A 15,280-nucleotide genomic window follows, 5' to 3' on the forward strand; every position below is an offset into this window, starting at 1 on the left:
CAGAGCTGGTGGTGGCGGGCGTCTGGCGCTACCATATCGCCTTTACTCATTTAGTCAGGAATTGCCATGAAACGCGCCGTAGTTGTCTTCAGCGGAGGACAAGATTCAACCACCTGTCTGGTGCAGGCTCTGCAACAGTATGATGAAGTGCATTGCGTCACTTTTGATTATGGCCAACGCCACCGCGCGGAAATCGACGTTGCGCGCGAACTCGCCCTGAAACTTGGCGCCGTCGCGCATAAAGTGCTGGACGTTACCCTGCTCAATGAACTGGCGGTTAGCAGCCTGACCCGCGATAACATTCCGGTACCGGACTATCAGCCTGATGCCGAGGGCATTCCCAATACTTTTGTCCCGGGGCGCAATATTCTGTTTTTAACCCTGACGGCCATCTACGCCTATCAGGTAAAAGCCGAAGCTATCATCACCGGCGTGTGCGAGACCGACTTCTCCGGCTACCCGGACTGCCGCGATGAGTTTGTCAAAGCGCTGCACCACGCCGTCAGCCTTGGAATGGCGAAAGACATTCGCTTTGAAACACCGCTGATGTGGCTGAACAAAGCCGAGACCTGGGCGCTGGCCGACTACTGGGGTCAGTTAGATCTGGTGCGCCGGGAAACCCTTACCTGCTACAACGGCATTAAGGGCGATGGCTGCGGCCAGTGCGCCGCCTGCAACCTGCGCGCTAACGGGCTTAACCAGTATCTGGCCGATAAAGTCGGGGTAATGGCGGTGATGAAGCAAAAAACCGGGCTGATACAGGCATAGCCTCCGCAGAGGTATCTTCTAAAAGCTTCAGTTCAACTTCCCCGGTAGCGCTACGCTTACCGGGGCAAGGGGTTCATCACCTTCCGTGGGTCGAGGTGCGCCACCGCCCGGCACGCACGCGACGGTTGTCAGCGCAAGTTCATCTGGTCGAGTTTCTCACGCAGTTCCCCTTCCAGCGGCAGCGCCTTCTGGGTTTTCAAATCGATACAGACGAAGGTAATCAGCGCATCGGCCACCACCTCGCCGTTGGGGTTGAGAGTGACCACCTGGCTGAGCGTGCCGCTTTTGCCGTTGAGTTGCTCCAGTTTGCTGCTCACCGTCAGCACATCGCCCAGGACCGCCGGACGGCGGTAGTTAATATTAATATTCACCACCACGAAGGCGATGTTTTTCTCGGTCATCCACTGAAACGCCGGACTCTTTTCCAGACCATCCCAGCGGGCCTCCTCAAGGAACTCCAGGTAGCGTGCGTTATTCACATGCTGGTAGACGTCCAGATGATAGCCGCGAACTTTAATTTGTGTCTGCATAGCATCAATGCCTTTCTGTTATTGTTGTTTATGAGGTAAGAGGTCACACCACTTAATGCAACCTCTTTATCCTGGCAAAAAATCACCGCTGTGCAAGCGCTGGCAAAAAATTTACAGCGTCAGATGGGATAAATTCCGCTCCACCAGCGCGCTGCCCATCCCCGGGACCTGCTTCAGATCATCAAGGGTTTTGAACGGTCCGTACTCCTCACGGTAGCTGACAATCGCCTGGGCTTTTTTCAACCCCACGCCATTCAGAGCCTGCGCCAGCTGTTCGGCGCTGGCGTGGTTAATGCTGACTTTGGTCGCCCCGTTGTCGGCCTCGCCGGGCTCCGCTTTCGCCTTCGCCGAAGAGGACGCCTGGACATGCTCTTTGGTTACCGCCGCTTTGCCGCTGGCGGGGGCAGCCAGCGCGCCCTGTGCGCCTACCGCGAAAACCAGAACGCCCGCGGCCATCAGTGCTTTTATTCCATATTTCATGCTGATATCTCCTTGTGTATAGACAGCAAGGCTACGATAGCGTCAGTGCGGATGGCCGACAAAAGGCAAATCACAGAAATGGAAAGGGCCGCGAAAGCGGCCCTTGAGGATTACATGGTGTTGCGTATTTTTGCGAAATGACGCGAAATTACTGCTGCTGGTCGATGCTGTCGCCCAGCTTAATTTTCGCCGCCTTGCGCAGGTTGCTCATCAGCGCTTCGAAAGCGATTTGGGCATTGTTCTGGGTAATCCCCTGAACCATAGCCTTCTTCTGCTCTTCCGGCATGCTGCCTGCTTTCACTTCATCGAGCGCCACCAGCACCACATCGCCTTGCATGTTGCTGCCAACGCCATAGACCGGTTTGCCCTGCTGCGGCAGCGGCAGAGTAAATGCCAGCTGGCTCAGCGGATCCTGGCCGGTACGGGAAAGCGTCTGCGGTGCGCCAAAGCTCAGGCCAGCCGCCTTCATCGCCTCATCGCCTTTGCCGTCTTTCAGCGCCGCCAGCAGCTTATCGGCATCCCGCTTCGCCTGCTGTTCCGCTTTATTGTGCTTAACGATATCGCTGACCTGTGCCTTCACTTCGGCCAGCGGTTTCACCGCCTCGGCTTTGTGCTCGCTGATACGCAGAACAAAGGCGCGATCGCCGTCAACGGTAATGATGTCGGAGTTGCTGCCCGGCGCGCCGTTCACGCCGACCAGACCGCCGTTGAAGATAGCGTCAGCGACCGGTTTAAAGTTCAGCTCTTCCGGCAGGTTATCGCGGCCAAACCAGCCGGTTTCCACCACCTGCAGTCCGGCGACCTGCGCCGCGCCCGCCAGCGATTCATTATCGTTGCTGGCCGCATCGCTCACCTTCTGCTGCAGCGCATAGTAAGCATCCAGCGCTTTCTCCTGCTTCACTTTCGCCGCAATGTCATTGCGCACGTCAGCCAGCGGCTTGACCTGCGCCGGCTGGACGTCGTCCAGACGGGCCACCAGGAAGCCAACCGAGGATTTGATCACCCCGGAGAGCTGGCCTTTCTCTTTCAGGCCGGCGTCTTTCAGCTCAGGCACGGTAGAAGCATCTTCCATCCACCCCATATCGCCGCCGTTGCGGGCAGAGATAATATCGGTCGATTTTTCTTTTGCCAGCGTGGCGAAATCGGCGCCTTTTTGCAGCTCGGCCAGTACCGCTTTCGCATCAGCTTCAGTTTTAGTCTGAATCACGCTGTAGCGGTTACGCTGCGGCTGAGTGAACTGATCTTTGTGCTGGTCATACCATGACTGAATTTCTTCGTCAGAGGCGTTTTCCTGCATGCTGGCGGCATCCATCTTGATGTAGCTCACGCGGAACTGCTCCGGCGCCATAAAACGGGCCTGATTCTGCTGCCAGAAAGCGTTGATTTCCTCATCGCTGGCGGTCTGTTTTGCCGCCAGGGCGTTGACGTTGATGGTCGCTTCGCGGACGACACGCTGCTGAGACACCAGCGCCGCCAGCTGATCGGACTCGCCGGGCAGCATGAAGTCGGTACCCGCAATGGCGTTAATCAGCTGCTGCGTGGTCAGCTGGTTACGCAGCGCCTGGGCGTACTGATCGGTGGTCATCCCCATCTGGGCGACAATACCGCTGAAACGCTGGTTGTCGAACTTACCGTTCGTCTGGAACGCCTGGGTCTGGAAGATCGCCTGCTTCACCTGCTCATCGCTGATGCTGAGGCCCAGCTCGCGGGCATACTGATCCAGAAGCGACTCGTCAATCAGGCGGTTCAGCACCTGCTGGCGCATGGTTTTCATGTAGTTTTCGTTCGCCGCCAGCTCGGAGAACTGGTCGCCAAGCTGCTGCTGCATACGGTTACGTTCGCTGGCGACGGCGTTTTCAAACTGCCCACGGCCAATCTCCTGGCCATTCACTTTTGCGGCATAGTTTTTGCCACCGCCAATCAGGTAACCACTCACCCCGGTCAAAATGAACGAGACGATAATGATACCGAAAATAATCTTGAGCACGACGCTGTTGGCGGCCGTGCGTAGGTTGTCCATCATGGTGTAACAACGCTCCGCTGTAGATGACTTTAGCTCGCGCAGCATAGCACGTGATGGCCGCCGCGCGTGAGGACGTATTTTGACAAGAAAACAGGGTGATTGTCAGCCCACAAGTGGCGATAAACACACATAAAGTGGTCTGAAAAGGCAATAAAAAAGGCACATCTCACGATGCGCCCTTGTACTTCGTCACATTCCCTGACGGGAAAGCCGATCAGTTCACCGCGTCTTTCAGCGCTTTACCAGCACGGAAGCCCGGCACTTTTGCGGCAGCGATAGTAATTTCTTTACCTGTTTGTGGGTTGCGACCAGTACGGGCGGCACGTTCTTTAACAGCAAAGGTACCGAAACCTACCAGCGCAACGTCATCCCCAGCCTGCAGAGATTCAGTAACAGAAGCGATTAAAGCATCTAACGCACGTCCAGCTGCAGCTTTAGAAATGTCCGCACCCGCAGCAATTTTGTCAATCAGTTGAGATTTATTCACTGTTCTCTTCCTCTCTTTATAATTTATATCGCACCAGAGTCCTTCATAGTGCGACCGCGCAGCAGTTATATCAGGACTGTCATGCCCTTACAACAGCAGTTGTCGATGACCCCCCTGCCAGCGATCTAAGTTAGCTACACAAAAAAAGGCTGGCAAGTCCGAAATGACTTACCAGCCCTATTTTTATTAGCGCAATTTGCGCAGAATCACTATTTCGCGGTCACAACCTGCATGCCAAACGGTTCGTTTTGCAGCGCAAGTGTCAGAACTTCCTCGATTCGTTTCACCGGATGGATATCCAAATCAGCGATAACGTTATCCGGAATTTCTTCAAGGTCGCGTTTGTTCTCATCAGGAATCAGAACAGTCTTAATACCGCCGCGATGCGCCGCCAGCAGTTTTTCCTTCAGACCGCCGATCGGCAGCACCTGACCACGCAGCGTAATTTCCCCGGTCATCGCCACATCGGCGCGTACCGGGTTGCCGGTCAGGCAGGAGACCAGCGCCGTACACATGGCAATCCCCGCGCTCGGACCGTCCTTCGGCGTCGCCCCTTCCGGTACGTGGACGTGAATATCACGCTTCTCGTAAAAGTCGGCGTTAATCCCCAGCTTGTCCGCCCGCGAACGTACCACGGTCAGCGCAGCCTGAATCGACTCCTGCATCACCTCGCCCAGCGATCCGGTGTAGGTCAGTTTGCCTTTGCCCGGTACGCAGGCGGTTTCGATGGTCAGCAGATCGCCGCCCACTTCCGTCCACGCCAGACCGGTCACCTGACCGACGCGGTTCTCGCTATCGGCGCGGCCATAGTCGAAGCGCTGCACGCCGAGATAATCATGCAGATTCTCACCATTAATTTCGATGTGTTTCAGCGATTTATCCAGCAACAGCTGCTTAACGGCCTTACGGCACAGCTTGGAGATTTCACGCTCCAGGCTACGAACACCCGCTTCACGGGTGTAGTAACGAATAATGCCGATAATGGCGCTGTCGTCGACGGTCAGTTCGCCTTTCTTCAGCGCGTTGCGTTCGATCTGCTTCGGCAGCAGGTGACGCTTGGCGATGTTCAGTTTTTCATCCTCGGTGTAACCCGAGAGGCGAATCACTTCCATACGGTCCAGCAGCGGCGCCGGAATGTTCATGGAGTTGGAAGTCGCCACGAACATCACGTCGCTGAGATCGTAATCCACTTCCAGATAGTGGTCGTTAAAGGCCACGTTCTGTTCCGGATCCAGCACCTCAAGCAACGCAGAAGCCGGGTCGCCGCGCATGTCGGAAGACATTTTGTCAATCTCATCCAGCAGGAACAGCGGGTTTTTTACCCCCACTTTCGCCATTTTCTGGATCAGTTTGCCCGGCATCGAGCCAATATAGGTTCGACGATGACCGCGAATTTCCGCTTCATCGCGCACGCCGCCCAGCGCCATGCGGACGTATTTCCGGCCGGTCGCTTTGGCGATAGATTGCCCCAGCGAGGTTTTACCTACCCCCGGCGGTCCCACCAGGCAGAGGATCGGCCCCTTGATTTTGTTCACCCGGCTCTGCACCGCGAGATACTCAAGGATGCGGTCCTTCACGCGCTCCAGACCATAGTGATCGGTATCGAGGATCTCCTGGGCCTGACGCAGGTCTTTCTTGACCTTACTGCGCGCATTCCACGGCACCTGCACCATCCAGTCGATGTAGCCACGCACGACGGTCGCTTCCGCAGACATCGGCGACATCATCTTCAGCTTCTGCAGTTCCGCTTCGGTTTTCTCTTTCGCCTCTTTCGGCATTTTCGCCGCGTCGATCTTGCGCTTCAGCGCTTCGTTTTCATCCGGGGCGTCGTCCATCTCGCCGAGTTCTTTCTGAATCGCTTTCATTTGCTCATTCAGATAGTACTCGCGCTGGGATTTCTCCATCTGCTTTTTGACGCGGTTGCGAATGCGCTTCTCAACCTGCAGCAGATCGATTTCCGATTCCATCATCGCCATCAGATATTCCAGACGTTCGTTGACGTCGGACATCTCAAGCACGGACTGCTTGTCCGCCAGCTTCAGCGGCATATGCGCCGCGATGGTATCCGCCAGGCGCGCCGGATCGTCGATGCTGTTCAGCGACGTCAGCACTTCCGGTGGAATCTTCTTATTCAGCTTGATATAGCCTTCAAACTGGCTGATAGCGGTACGAACCAGTACTTCCTGCTCACGTTCGTCAATCGCCGGCGAGTCGAGATACTCCGCTTTCGCCGAGAAATGCTCGCCATTATCAGACAGCGCAGAAATGCGTGCACGCTGTAGCCCTTCGACCAGCACCTTCACGGTGCCGTCCGGCAGCTTCAGCATCTGCAAAATAGACGCCACGGTTCCAACGGTGAAAAGATCGTTTACACCCGGCTCATCCGTCGACGCTTCTTTCTGCGCAACCAGCATGATTTTTTTATCATGGTCCATGGCCGCTTCGAGGCAACGGATAGATTTTTCCCGCCCTACGAACAGGGGTATGACCATGTGCGGATAAACCACCACATCGCGCAACGGCAATACGGGGATTTCAATGCGTTCAGAACGCTCAGGATTCATAGAGCTCTCTCTTAGTTTAAAGTCCGCCAGGTAGCCGACGACGCCACACTCCACTGCATCGTCGTTAATATGTAATCCAGTATATGGGGATGTATTCCACACATTCAACGGCGGGAATGCAGGAAAAATAAAAGGGGAGATAAAATCCCCCCTTTTTGTTAACTGCTTGAGTGAAATGGCTAATTATTCGCCAGATGCCTGCTGCGCTTCCGGTTTGCCGTAGATCAGCAGCGGTTTGCTCTGACCGGCGATAACCGACTCATCAATGACCACTTTTTCGACATCTTCCATCGAAGGCAGATCATACATGGTGTCCAGCAGCGCCGCTTCCACAATGGAACGCAGGCCACGGGCGCCGGTTTTACGCGCCATCGCTTTCTTGGCAATGGCATCCAGCGCTTCGTCGCGGAATTCAAGCTCTGCGCCTTCAAGGCTAAACAGCGCCTGATACTGCTTGGTCAGGGCGTTTTTCGGCTCTTTCAGGATCTGGATCAGCGCTTCTTCGCTCAGCTCGTTCAGGGTCGCCACGACCGGCAGACGGCCGATGAATTCCGGAATCAAACCAAACTTGATCAGATCTTCCGGCTCGACCTGGGCCAGCAGCTCGCCTTCGCTCGCTTTGTCGGACTTCGCTTTAACCGTCGCGCCAAAACCAATGCCGGAGCCGGTTTCCACACGGTGGGAAATCACTTTGTCCAGACCGGCAAACGCGCCGCCGCAGATAAACAGGATCTTGGAGGTATCAACCTGCAGGAACTCCTGCTGCGGGTGTTTACGCCCGCCCTGCGGTGGAACGGCGGCGACGGTGCCTTCGATAAGCTTCAGCAGCGCCTGTTGCACGCCTTCGCCGGAGACATCGCGAGTAATCGACGGGTTATCGGACTTACGCGAAATTTTGTCGATTTCGTCGATATAGACGATGCCGCGCTGCGCTTTCTGCACGTCGTAATCGCACTTCTGCAGCAGTTTCTGAATGATATTTTCTACGTCCTCACCCACATAACCGGCTTCGGTCAGGGTGGTGGCGTCCGCCATGGTAAACGGCACATCCAGCAGGCGCGCCAGCGTTTCCGCCAGCAGCGTTTTACCGGAGCCGGTCGGCCCGATCAGCAGGATGTTACTTTTACCCAGCTCTACGCCATTGCTGGTATCGCCATTGCGCAGACGTTTGTAGTGGTTGTATACCGCGACCGCCAACACTTTTTTCGCCTGTTCCTGACCGATGACGTAGTCATCAAGGTGGTGGCGAATCTCGTGCGGCGTCGGCAGCGCGCTGCGCTCGCGGTGCGGCGCAACTTCTTTAATCTCTTCGCGAATGATGTCGTTACATAAATCAACGCATTCGTCGCAGATATACACGGATGGCCCGGCGATCAGCTTACGCACTTCATGCTGGCTTTTGCCGCAAAAAGAGCAATACAACAATTTGCCCGATCCATCTTTGCGTTTATCTGTCATGAGTCCAAACCTCTTTTTAAGTTCTTTGTGCCGCACACGACGACGCAAATGCCATTCTCAGGCGCAAGCCGCCATATAGCGTTGTGCCGCCCTTCATTAGTATATACACAAAATCCTTCGCGCTACATCGCGGCGGTAGCGAAGCGACCGGCCGCCTGCCTGCCCGGCAAGCGTCCGGAAAAATGCCAACCGCTCAGCAAACGTGGCGAGAAGGATGAAGCGTAAAGCGGCACCCTTACGCCCAGGGCATCAATTACGATGGGTCAAAATAGAGTCGACCAGTCCGTACTCCACGGCTTCCGCAGCAGACAGGAAGCGGTCACGCTCGGTGTCACGCTCAATCTGCTCAAGAGACTGGCCGGTATGATGCGCCATCAGCTCATTCATGCGTCCTTTCACCTTCAGGATTTCACGGGCGTGGATCTCAATATCCGTCGCCTGCCCCTGATAGCCGCCCAGCGGCTGGTGGATCATCACGCGGGAGTTCGGCAGGCAGAAACGCTTGCCCTTCGCCCCGGCGGTCAGCAGGAACGCGCCCATGGACGCGGCCTGGCCCATACAGATGGTGCTGACGTCCGGCTTGATGAACTGCATGGTGTCATAAATCGACATCCCGGCGGTGATCACCCCGCCCGGAGAGTTAATGTACAGGTAAATGTCTTTTTCCGGGTTTTCCGCTTCCAGAAACAGCATCTGCGCCACGATCAGATTTGCCATGTGGTCTTCGACCTGGCCGGTCAGAAAAATGACGCGTTCCTTAAGCAGACGGGAGTAGATATCAAAAGAACGTTCACCGCGTGAGGTCTGTTCAATGACCATCGGCACCAGGGCCATATGGGGTGCAAAGTTGTCTCGTTCGCCACTGTATGACATTTCCGTCTCCTGGAGTAATTTTAAAATACCTGCTGCACTGATTGTAACCTTACGGACGGATTATCAGCCACAGTTTCTATCCGCTGAACGCGTCACCGCCTCTTCAACACGCGTGCGATTGCGGATGCAGTTGCCTCCCTCGGTAATGGGGATGGCGTTGCCATATTTCAAGCATAACAAGCTTTTGCTGTAACGCTATCATGGTAAATGCGTTTTAGCACCGTGCCTGAGGCTATCATTAGCCTAAAAAAAAACCCGCCGCCTTTCGGCAACGGGTTTTTGCCCGAACCTTGAACAATCGCGGCGAAATTACGCCTGCTGGTTCATCAGTTCGTTGAAGGAAGTGGCTTTTTCAGACACTTTGGCTTTCGCCAGCACGGCTTCAACAGCCTGCTCTTCCAGCGCCACGTTGCGCATGTTGTCCATCAGCTCTTTGTTCTTGCTGTAGAACTCAACCACTTCTGACGGATCTTCGTAAGCAGAAGCCATCTCTTCGATCAGGCCTTTCACGCGCTCTTCGTCAGCTTTCAGCTCGTTGGTGCGAATCACTTCGCCCAGCAGCAGGCCAACCACTACGCGGCGTTTAGCCTGCTCTTCGAACAGTTCGCGCGGCAGTTCCAGAGCCTGTTTCTCGTTGCCACCGAAACGCTGAGCAGCCTGGCGACGGAGCACGTCGATTTCGCTGTCGATCAGAGCTGCCGGAACGTCGATGTCGTTAGCTTTAACCAGACCTTCGATAGCCTGAGACTTCACGCGGTTACGCACAGCGCCTTTCAGCTCGCGTTCCATGTTTTTACGCACTTCAGCGCGCAGGCCAGCGACGGAACCATCTTCCACGCCGAAACGTTTGATGAATTCTTCGGTCAGCTCCGGCAGTTCACGTTCTTCAACTTTCTTCAGGTTGATAACGAACTTAGCCGCTTTACCTTTCAGGTTTTCTGCGTGGTATTCTTCCGGGAAGGTCACGTCGATGGTGAACTCGTCACCCGCTTTGTGGCCTTTGATACCGTCTTCGAAGCCCGGGATCATGCGACCCTGGCCCATCGCCAGTACGAAGTCAGAAGCTTTGCCGCCTTCGAACTCTTCACCATCTACGGAACCGGTGAAGTCGATGGTTACGCGATCTTCAGCGTCAACCGCGCCTTCTTTTTCTTTCCAGGTTGCCTGCTGCTTGCGCAGGGTTTCCAGCATGGTGTCAACGTCAGCGTCGGTCACTTCAACAACCGGTTTTTCTACTTCGATCGCTTCCAGACCCTGCAGTTCAACTTCCGGATACACTTCGAACTCTACCGCGTAGGTGAAGTCTTCACCCAGTTTGTATTCGCCCGGAACGTAGTTCGGCGCGCCGGCCGGATTGATTTTTTCTTTGATGATCGCGTCAACGAAATGACGGCTCATCAGGTCGCCCAGCACGTCCTGACGAACGGAAGCGCCATAGCGCTGAGCAACAACATTCATCGGCACTTTGCCTTTACGGAAGCCGTCAATGCGAACTTTTTTCGCTACGTTGACCAGCTCGCTTTTGACAGCATTCTCGATGCTGTCAGCGGCGATAGTAATCGTTACACGGCGCCCAAGGCCCTGAGTGGTTTCAACTGAAACTTGCATCTTGTTACCTCAAAAAAATCACAGTGCTCGGTCAACTCTGGAAGCGCGTGTAGGTGGCTTCGCAGAACCGGGATGCCCTCTTCAAATCAGAAACACATTCCCTGTCGTCAGAATCATCCCGAAGACATTCATATATAAGACGCGGCATTATAGCGGCATCACTTTTGTGAGTCGAGAACGGTTGTCGCCTGGTGCTGCGGCATTTTTCACATTTCCCGCTCAATTTTGTCCGCAAAAGCGCTGAGTTTGCGCATTTTCCAGGCAAAACAAAACGGCCCGTAGGCCGTTTTTGCTAAATCTGCAAGCAACATACTGGAAAAGCGCCAGCGGTTGCAAATGGGATTTCTAGGCGATGCTCCCCGCGCCGCGGCACGGCGGCGAGGCGAAAACCGTATCCTGTAGCGCTTCCCATTCTTTAATCGTGTAGGTGTGCAGCGCCAGGGCGTGCACCGTATTCGACAGCTCCTCGGTTAGCGTGCCGTAGATCATACGGTGGCGATTTAGGAAACGCTCGCCAGTGAAGCGATCGCTCACTAACACCACTTTAAAATGACTTTCAGAGCCAGCAGGGACGTTGTGACGATAACTTTCATCCACGACTTCGAGATACATCGGGTCGAACGCTGCTCTAAGTTTTGCTTCGATCTGTTCACGTATCATCATGAATTTTCTCCTCCGACAACGCTGAGATGCCGCCACTCCATTTAAATGTTAGCCGCTTTTACCGCTTCCATTAGGAGAAAACAACAAAAAATTAGCATTGTTCTGATATTTTCATTCAAAAGTATCACGTTTACTGGCTCTGGTCGCCAGATCCGCCGGGGAAAGAGCGATTAACCGTGGCGGGACGCTCAGAAAACCGCCAGGGCGATGGATTTACACGCGTTGCCACTTCCCCTTGCCGTTGGCAATGCTATGATGGCGGTAATTTTCCTTATAACAACACCATGCGTTGAGACCTGAACATGCTTAAGAAGATCCTTTTCCCGTTGGTCGCCATGTTTATGCTGGCAGGATGCGCCACGCCGCCGACCACCATTGAAGTATCGCCGAAAATCACGCTGCCGCAGCAGGATCCTAGCCTTATGGGCGTGACCGTCAGCATCAACGGCGCCGACCAGCGTCCGGACCAGGCGCTGGCGAAAGTGACGCGCGACAACCAACAGGTCACCCTTACCGCCTCCCGCGATCTGCGCTTCCTGCTGCAGGAAGTGCTGGAGAAACAAATGACCGCGCGCGGCTACATGATTGGCCCGAACGGCGCAGTCGATCTGCAGATCATCGTCAACAAACTCTACGCTGACGTCTCCCAGGGCAACGTGCGCTACAACATCGCCACCAAAGCCGATATCGCCATCATCGCCACCGCGGCAAACGGCACGAAGATGACCAAAAACTACCGCGCCAGCTACTCGGTTGAAGGTGCCTTCCAGGCCTCGAACAAAAACATCGCTGATGCCGTCAACAGCGTCCTGACTGATACCATCGCCGATATGGCGCAGGACACCAGCATCCACGATTTCATCAAGCAAAACGCGCGTTAATGCCACCACGAACCCGGCCTCCGCCGGGTTCGTGCTTTATGCTATGTCCAGTCACTACTTACGCATTTTTCAGCAGCCTAAATCAGCGATTTTGCTGATCCTCGGCTTCGCCTCCGGTCTGCCGCTGGCCCTCACCTCCGGTACCCTGCAGGCCTGGATGACGGTGGAAAACATCGATCTGAAAACGATCGGTTTTTTCTCGCTTGTCGGCCAGGCCTATGTCTTTAAATTCCTCTGGTCCCCGCTGATGGACCGCTACACGCCGCCGTTTCTCGGGCGCCGTCGCGGCTGGTTGGTGACCACCCAGGTCCTGCTTCTGCTGGCCATCGCGGCGATGGGTTTTCTCGAACCTGCTTCCCAGCTGCGCTGGATGGCGGCGCTGGCGGTAGTGATCGCCTTCTGTTCGGCGTCGCAGGATATCGTCTTTGACGCCTGGAAAACCGACGTTCTGCCAGCGGAAGAGCGCGGCGCCGGCGCCGCGATCAGCGTGCTGGGCTATCGCCTCGGGATGCTGGTCTCCGGTGGTCTGGCCCTGTGGATCGCCGACCGCTATCTCGGCTGGCAGGGCATGTACTGGCTGATGGCGGCGCTGCTGGTGCCCTGCATCATCGCCACGCTGCTGGCGCCCGAGCCAAGCGACGTTATCCCGGTTCCCCGGTCGCTGGAGCAGGCGGTAGCTGAACCGCTGCGCGATTTTTTCGGCCGTAACAACGCCTGGCTGATTCTGCTGCTCATCGTTCTTTATAAGCTTGGCGATGCCTTTGCCATGAGTCTGACCACCACCTTTCTCATCCGCGGCGTCGGTTTTGACGCCGGCGAGGTGGGAATGGTGAACAAAACCTTAGGCCTGTTCGCCACCATTCTTGGCGCCCTGTACGGCGGCGTCCTGATGCAGCGATTGACGCTGTTCCGGGCGCTGCTGATCTTCGGTCTGCTGCAGGGGGTTTCCAACGCCGGCTACTGGCTGCTGTCGATTACCGATAAGCACCTCTATTCCATGGCGACCGCGGTATTCTTTGAAAATCTGTGCGGGGGAATGGGGACGGCGGCGTTTGTGGCGCTGCTGATGACGCTGTGCAACAAGTCGTTCTCCGCCACCCAGTTCGCGCTGCTCTCGGCGCTGTCCGCGGTTGGCCGCGTGTACGTCGGGCCGATTGCCGGCTGGTTTGTCGAGGCCCACGGCTGGTCCACCTTCTATCTCTTCTCCGTGGTCGCGGCGGTGCCGGGGATCGCGCTGCTGCTGCTGTGCCGACAAACGCTCGAGCATACCCAACGCACGGCAAGCTTTATACCGCGTAGCGAATATCCGCAGGCCTATGCGCTGGCGCTGGGGATCCTGACGCTGGGCTGCCTGCTGCTGGCGGTATGGCTGGGTCTGCTGATCCTCAACGCGCTGGATTATACGTCGTTCAGCTTCCTGTCCGGCCTGCTGGAGGTTGCCGCGCTGACCGCCGTTGGCGGTATTTTGTTCGGCGGCCTGCTCGACTACCTGGCGCTGCGTAAAACCCACCTGATTTAAGGACGCTGCATCATTATTAGCCGTTGTAATTACGAAACGTAATTATAACGGCTTATTAACGCTTTTATATTGCCCGCCGCGCTATTTGTTGTTTTGTGCGTTTTTGTTTTCTGGAAATTATTGACAGTTTTCATTCGATTCTTTAAATAATTTAACCGATTCAGCTACGCCGTTTTTATTTCACGTTTCCACAATGTCTTTTATTTGATAATTAAATGTTAAACAATTGTTCTAATTTTTGGGTGGTTATGCCCATTCGCCGCTAAGTACACCTTTTCTTATCCCTTTCGTTATCGATCCCACGAAAATCAGGCTTTGCAAGCGATTACGTAACACTACGTAACATATGTGACAAACCAAGCAGAAGCCGCTAACACAGAACTGACAGAGATCCAATCATGTTTACAGTAATGCAACCTTACCGTAAAATGCCCATACACTTTAAACGCCACCAGATCCCGTGGAATTGAGGTCGTTCAATGAGACTCAGGAAATACAATAAAAGTTTGGGATGGATGTCATTAATCGCAGGTACTGTATTACTCAGTGGTTGTGATTCTGCACTCCTTGACCCAAAAGGACAGATTGGACTGGAGCAACGCTCTTTGATTCTGACGGCCTTCGGCCTGATGATGATTGTCGTTATTCCCGCCGTCTTGATGGCAGTAGGATTTGCCTGGAAGTATCGCGCGAGCAATAAAGATGCGAAGTATAGCCCGAACTGGTCACACTCCAATAAAGTGGAAGCTGTGGTCTGGACGGTACCTATTCTGATCATCCTGTTCCTGGCCGTTCTGACCTGGAAAACCACTCACGCACTGGAGCCAAGCAAACCGCTTGTCCATGACGAGAAACCAATCACCATCGAAGTCGTATCGATGGACTGGAAATGGTTCTTTATCTATCCGGAACAGGGTATTGCTACCGTTAACGAAATCGCCTTCCCGGCGAACGTACCGGTACACTTCAAAGTGACCTCTAACTCGGTGATGAACTCGTTCTTTATTCCGCGCTTAGGCAGCCAGATCTACGCAATGGCCGGGATGCAGACTCAGCTGCACCTCATTGCTGACGAAGCTGGTACTTATGACGGTATCTCCGCTAGCTACAGTGGCCCGGGCTTCTCTGGTATGAAGTTCAAAGCGATTGCTACCCCGGATCGTGCAACTTTCGATCAGTGGGTTGAAAAAGCGAAACAGTCTCCGAACGCCATGGACTCTATGGCCGCGTTCGAGAAAGTGGCTGTGCCTAGCGAATACAACAAAGTGGAATACTTCTCTAACGTGAAACCGGATCTGTTCAAAGATGTTGTGAACAAATTCATGTCTCACGAGAGCATGAACATGTCCAAACCTGAAGGCGAGCATGCCGCTCACGACGGGATGGAAGGCATGGACATGAGCCACGCGGAAACCGCTCACTAAGG

13 protein-coding genes are annotated in these 15,280 nt (G+C 54.8%); 4 read left to right on the forward strand and 9 right to left on the reverse strand.

Annotated features, from left to right (window positions below; genetic code table 11):
- Nucleotides 1-66: 66 nt before the first annotated feature.
- Nucleotides 67-768 (forward strand): 7-cyano-7-deazaguanine synthase QueC, encoded by a 702-nt coding sequence (queC, locus tag ABLV76_RS18040; RefSeq protein ID WP_004204791.1) that lies wholly within the window; start codon nucleotides 67-69, stop codon nucleotides 766-768.
- A gap of 128 nt (nucleotides 769-896) precedes the next feature.
- On the opposite strand, the gene ABLV76_RS18045 is transcribed toward queC, so the two are convergent.
- From ABLV76_RS18045 to bolA, 9 genes are all read right to left on the reverse strand, one after another.
- Nucleotides 897-1,298: a YbgC/FadM family acyl-CoA thioesterase gene (locus ABLV76_RS18045; protein ID WP_017898911.1), complete on the reverse strand. Its 402-nt coding sequence runs from the start codon at nucleotides 1,296-1,298 to the stop codon at nucleotides 897-899.
- Nucleotides 1,299-1,409: 111 nt separating this feature from the next.
- Nucleotides 1,410-1,778, reverse strand: a complete 369-nt coding sequence (locus tag ABLV76_RS18050; protein ID WP_048294255.1) for a helix-hairpin-helix domain-containing protein — start codon at nucleotides 1,776-1,778, stop codon at nucleotides 1,410-1,412.
- 148 nt (nucleotides 1,779-1,926) lie between these two features.
- A complete protein-coding gene (gene ppiD, locus ABLV76_RS18055; protein ID WP_017898913.1) occupies nucleotides 1,927-3,801 on the reverse strand; it encodes a peptidylprolyl isomerase in 1,875 nt (624 codons plus the stop codon).
- 214 nt (nucleotides 3,802-4,015) lie between these two features.
- Nucleotides 4,016-4,288 (reverse strand): nucleoid-associated protein HU-beta, encoded by a 273-nt coding sequence (gene hupB, locus ABLV76_RS18060; RefSeq protein WP_002444653.1) that lies wholly within the window; start codon nucleotides 4,286-4,288, stop codon nucleotides 4,016-4,018.
- A 209-nt stretch (nucleotides 4,289-4,497) separates the two neighbouring features.
- A complete protein-coding gene (gene lon / locus ABLV76_RS18065) occupies nucleotides 4,498-6,852 on the reverse strand; it encodes an endopeptidase La (protein WP_004151336.1) in 2,355 nt (784 codons plus the stop codon).
- A 183-nt stretch (nucleotides 6,853-7,035) separates the two neighbouring features.
- The gene (gene clpX / locus ABLV76_RS18070; RefSeq protein WP_002891807.1) at nucleotides 7,036-8,310 is read right to left on the reverse strand and encodes an ATP-dependent protease ATP-binding subunit ClpX; all 1,275 of its coding nucleotides are present in this window, start codon (nucleotides 8,308-8,310) and stop codon (nucleotides 7,036-7,038) included.
- Nucleotides 8,311-8,559: 249 nt separating this feature from the next.
- Nucleotides 8,560-9,183, reverse strand: a complete 624-nt coding sequence (clpP, locus tag ABLV76_RS18075) for an ATP-dependent Clp endopeptidase proteolytic subunit ClpP (RefSeq protein WP_002891804.1) — start codon at nucleotides 9,181-9,183, stop codon at nucleotides 8,560-8,562.
- Nucleotides 9,184-9,492: 309 nt separating this feature from the next.
- Complete coding sequence (tig, locus tag ABLV76_RS18080) at nucleotides 9,493-10,791, reverse strand: trigger factor (protein WP_004204798.1); 1,299 nt, start codon at nucleotides 10,789-10,791, stop codon at nucleotides 9,493-9,495.
- A gap of 345 nt (nucleotides 10,792-11,136) precedes the next feature.
- The gene (gene bolA, locus ABLV76_RS18085; protein ID WP_002891649.1) at nucleotides 11,137-11,454 is read right to left on the reverse strand and encodes a transcriptional regulator BolA; all 318 of its coding nucleotides are present in this window, start codon (nucleotides 11,452-11,454) and stop codon (nucleotides 11,137-11,139) included.
- Between the two features lie 302 nt (nucleotides 11,455-11,756).
- Here bolA and ABLV76_RS18090 point away from each other — a divergent pair, with 302 nt between their 5' ends.
- From ABLV76_RS18090 to cyoA, 3 genes are all read left to right on the forward strand, one after another.
- Nucleotides 11,757-12,335 (forward strand): lipoprotein, encoded by a 579-nt coding sequence (locus ABLV76_RS18090; RefSeq protein WP_004204800.1) that lies wholly within the window; start codon nucleotides 11,757-11,759, stop codon nucleotides 12,333-12,335.
- Nucleotides 12,336-12,378: 43 nt separating this feature from the next.
- Nucleotides 12,379-13,854: a muropeptide MFS transporter AmpG gene (ampG, locus tag ABLV76_RS18095; RefSeq protein ID WP_048323172.1), complete on the forward strand. Its 1,476-nt coding sequence runs from the start codon at nucleotides 12,379-12,381 to the stop codon at nucleotides 13,852-13,854.
- Nucleotides 13,855-14,333: 479 nt separating this feature from the next.
- Complete coding sequence (gene cyoA, locus ABLV76_RS18100; RefSeq protein ID WP_004204802.1) at nucleotides 14,334-15,278, forward strand: cytochrome o ubiquinol oxidase subunit II; 945 nt, start codon at nucleotides 14,334-14,336, stop codon at nucleotides 15,276-15,278.
- Nucleotides 15,279-15,280: the final 2 nt, after the last annotated feature.

Source organism: Klebsiella sp. GB_Kp047 (genome assembly GCF_040065235.1).
In the GTDB taxonomy this organism is placed as follows: domain Bacteria; phylum Pseudomonadota; class Gammaproteobacteria; order Enterobacterales; family Enterobacteriaceae; genus Klebsiella; species Klebsiella quasipneumoniae.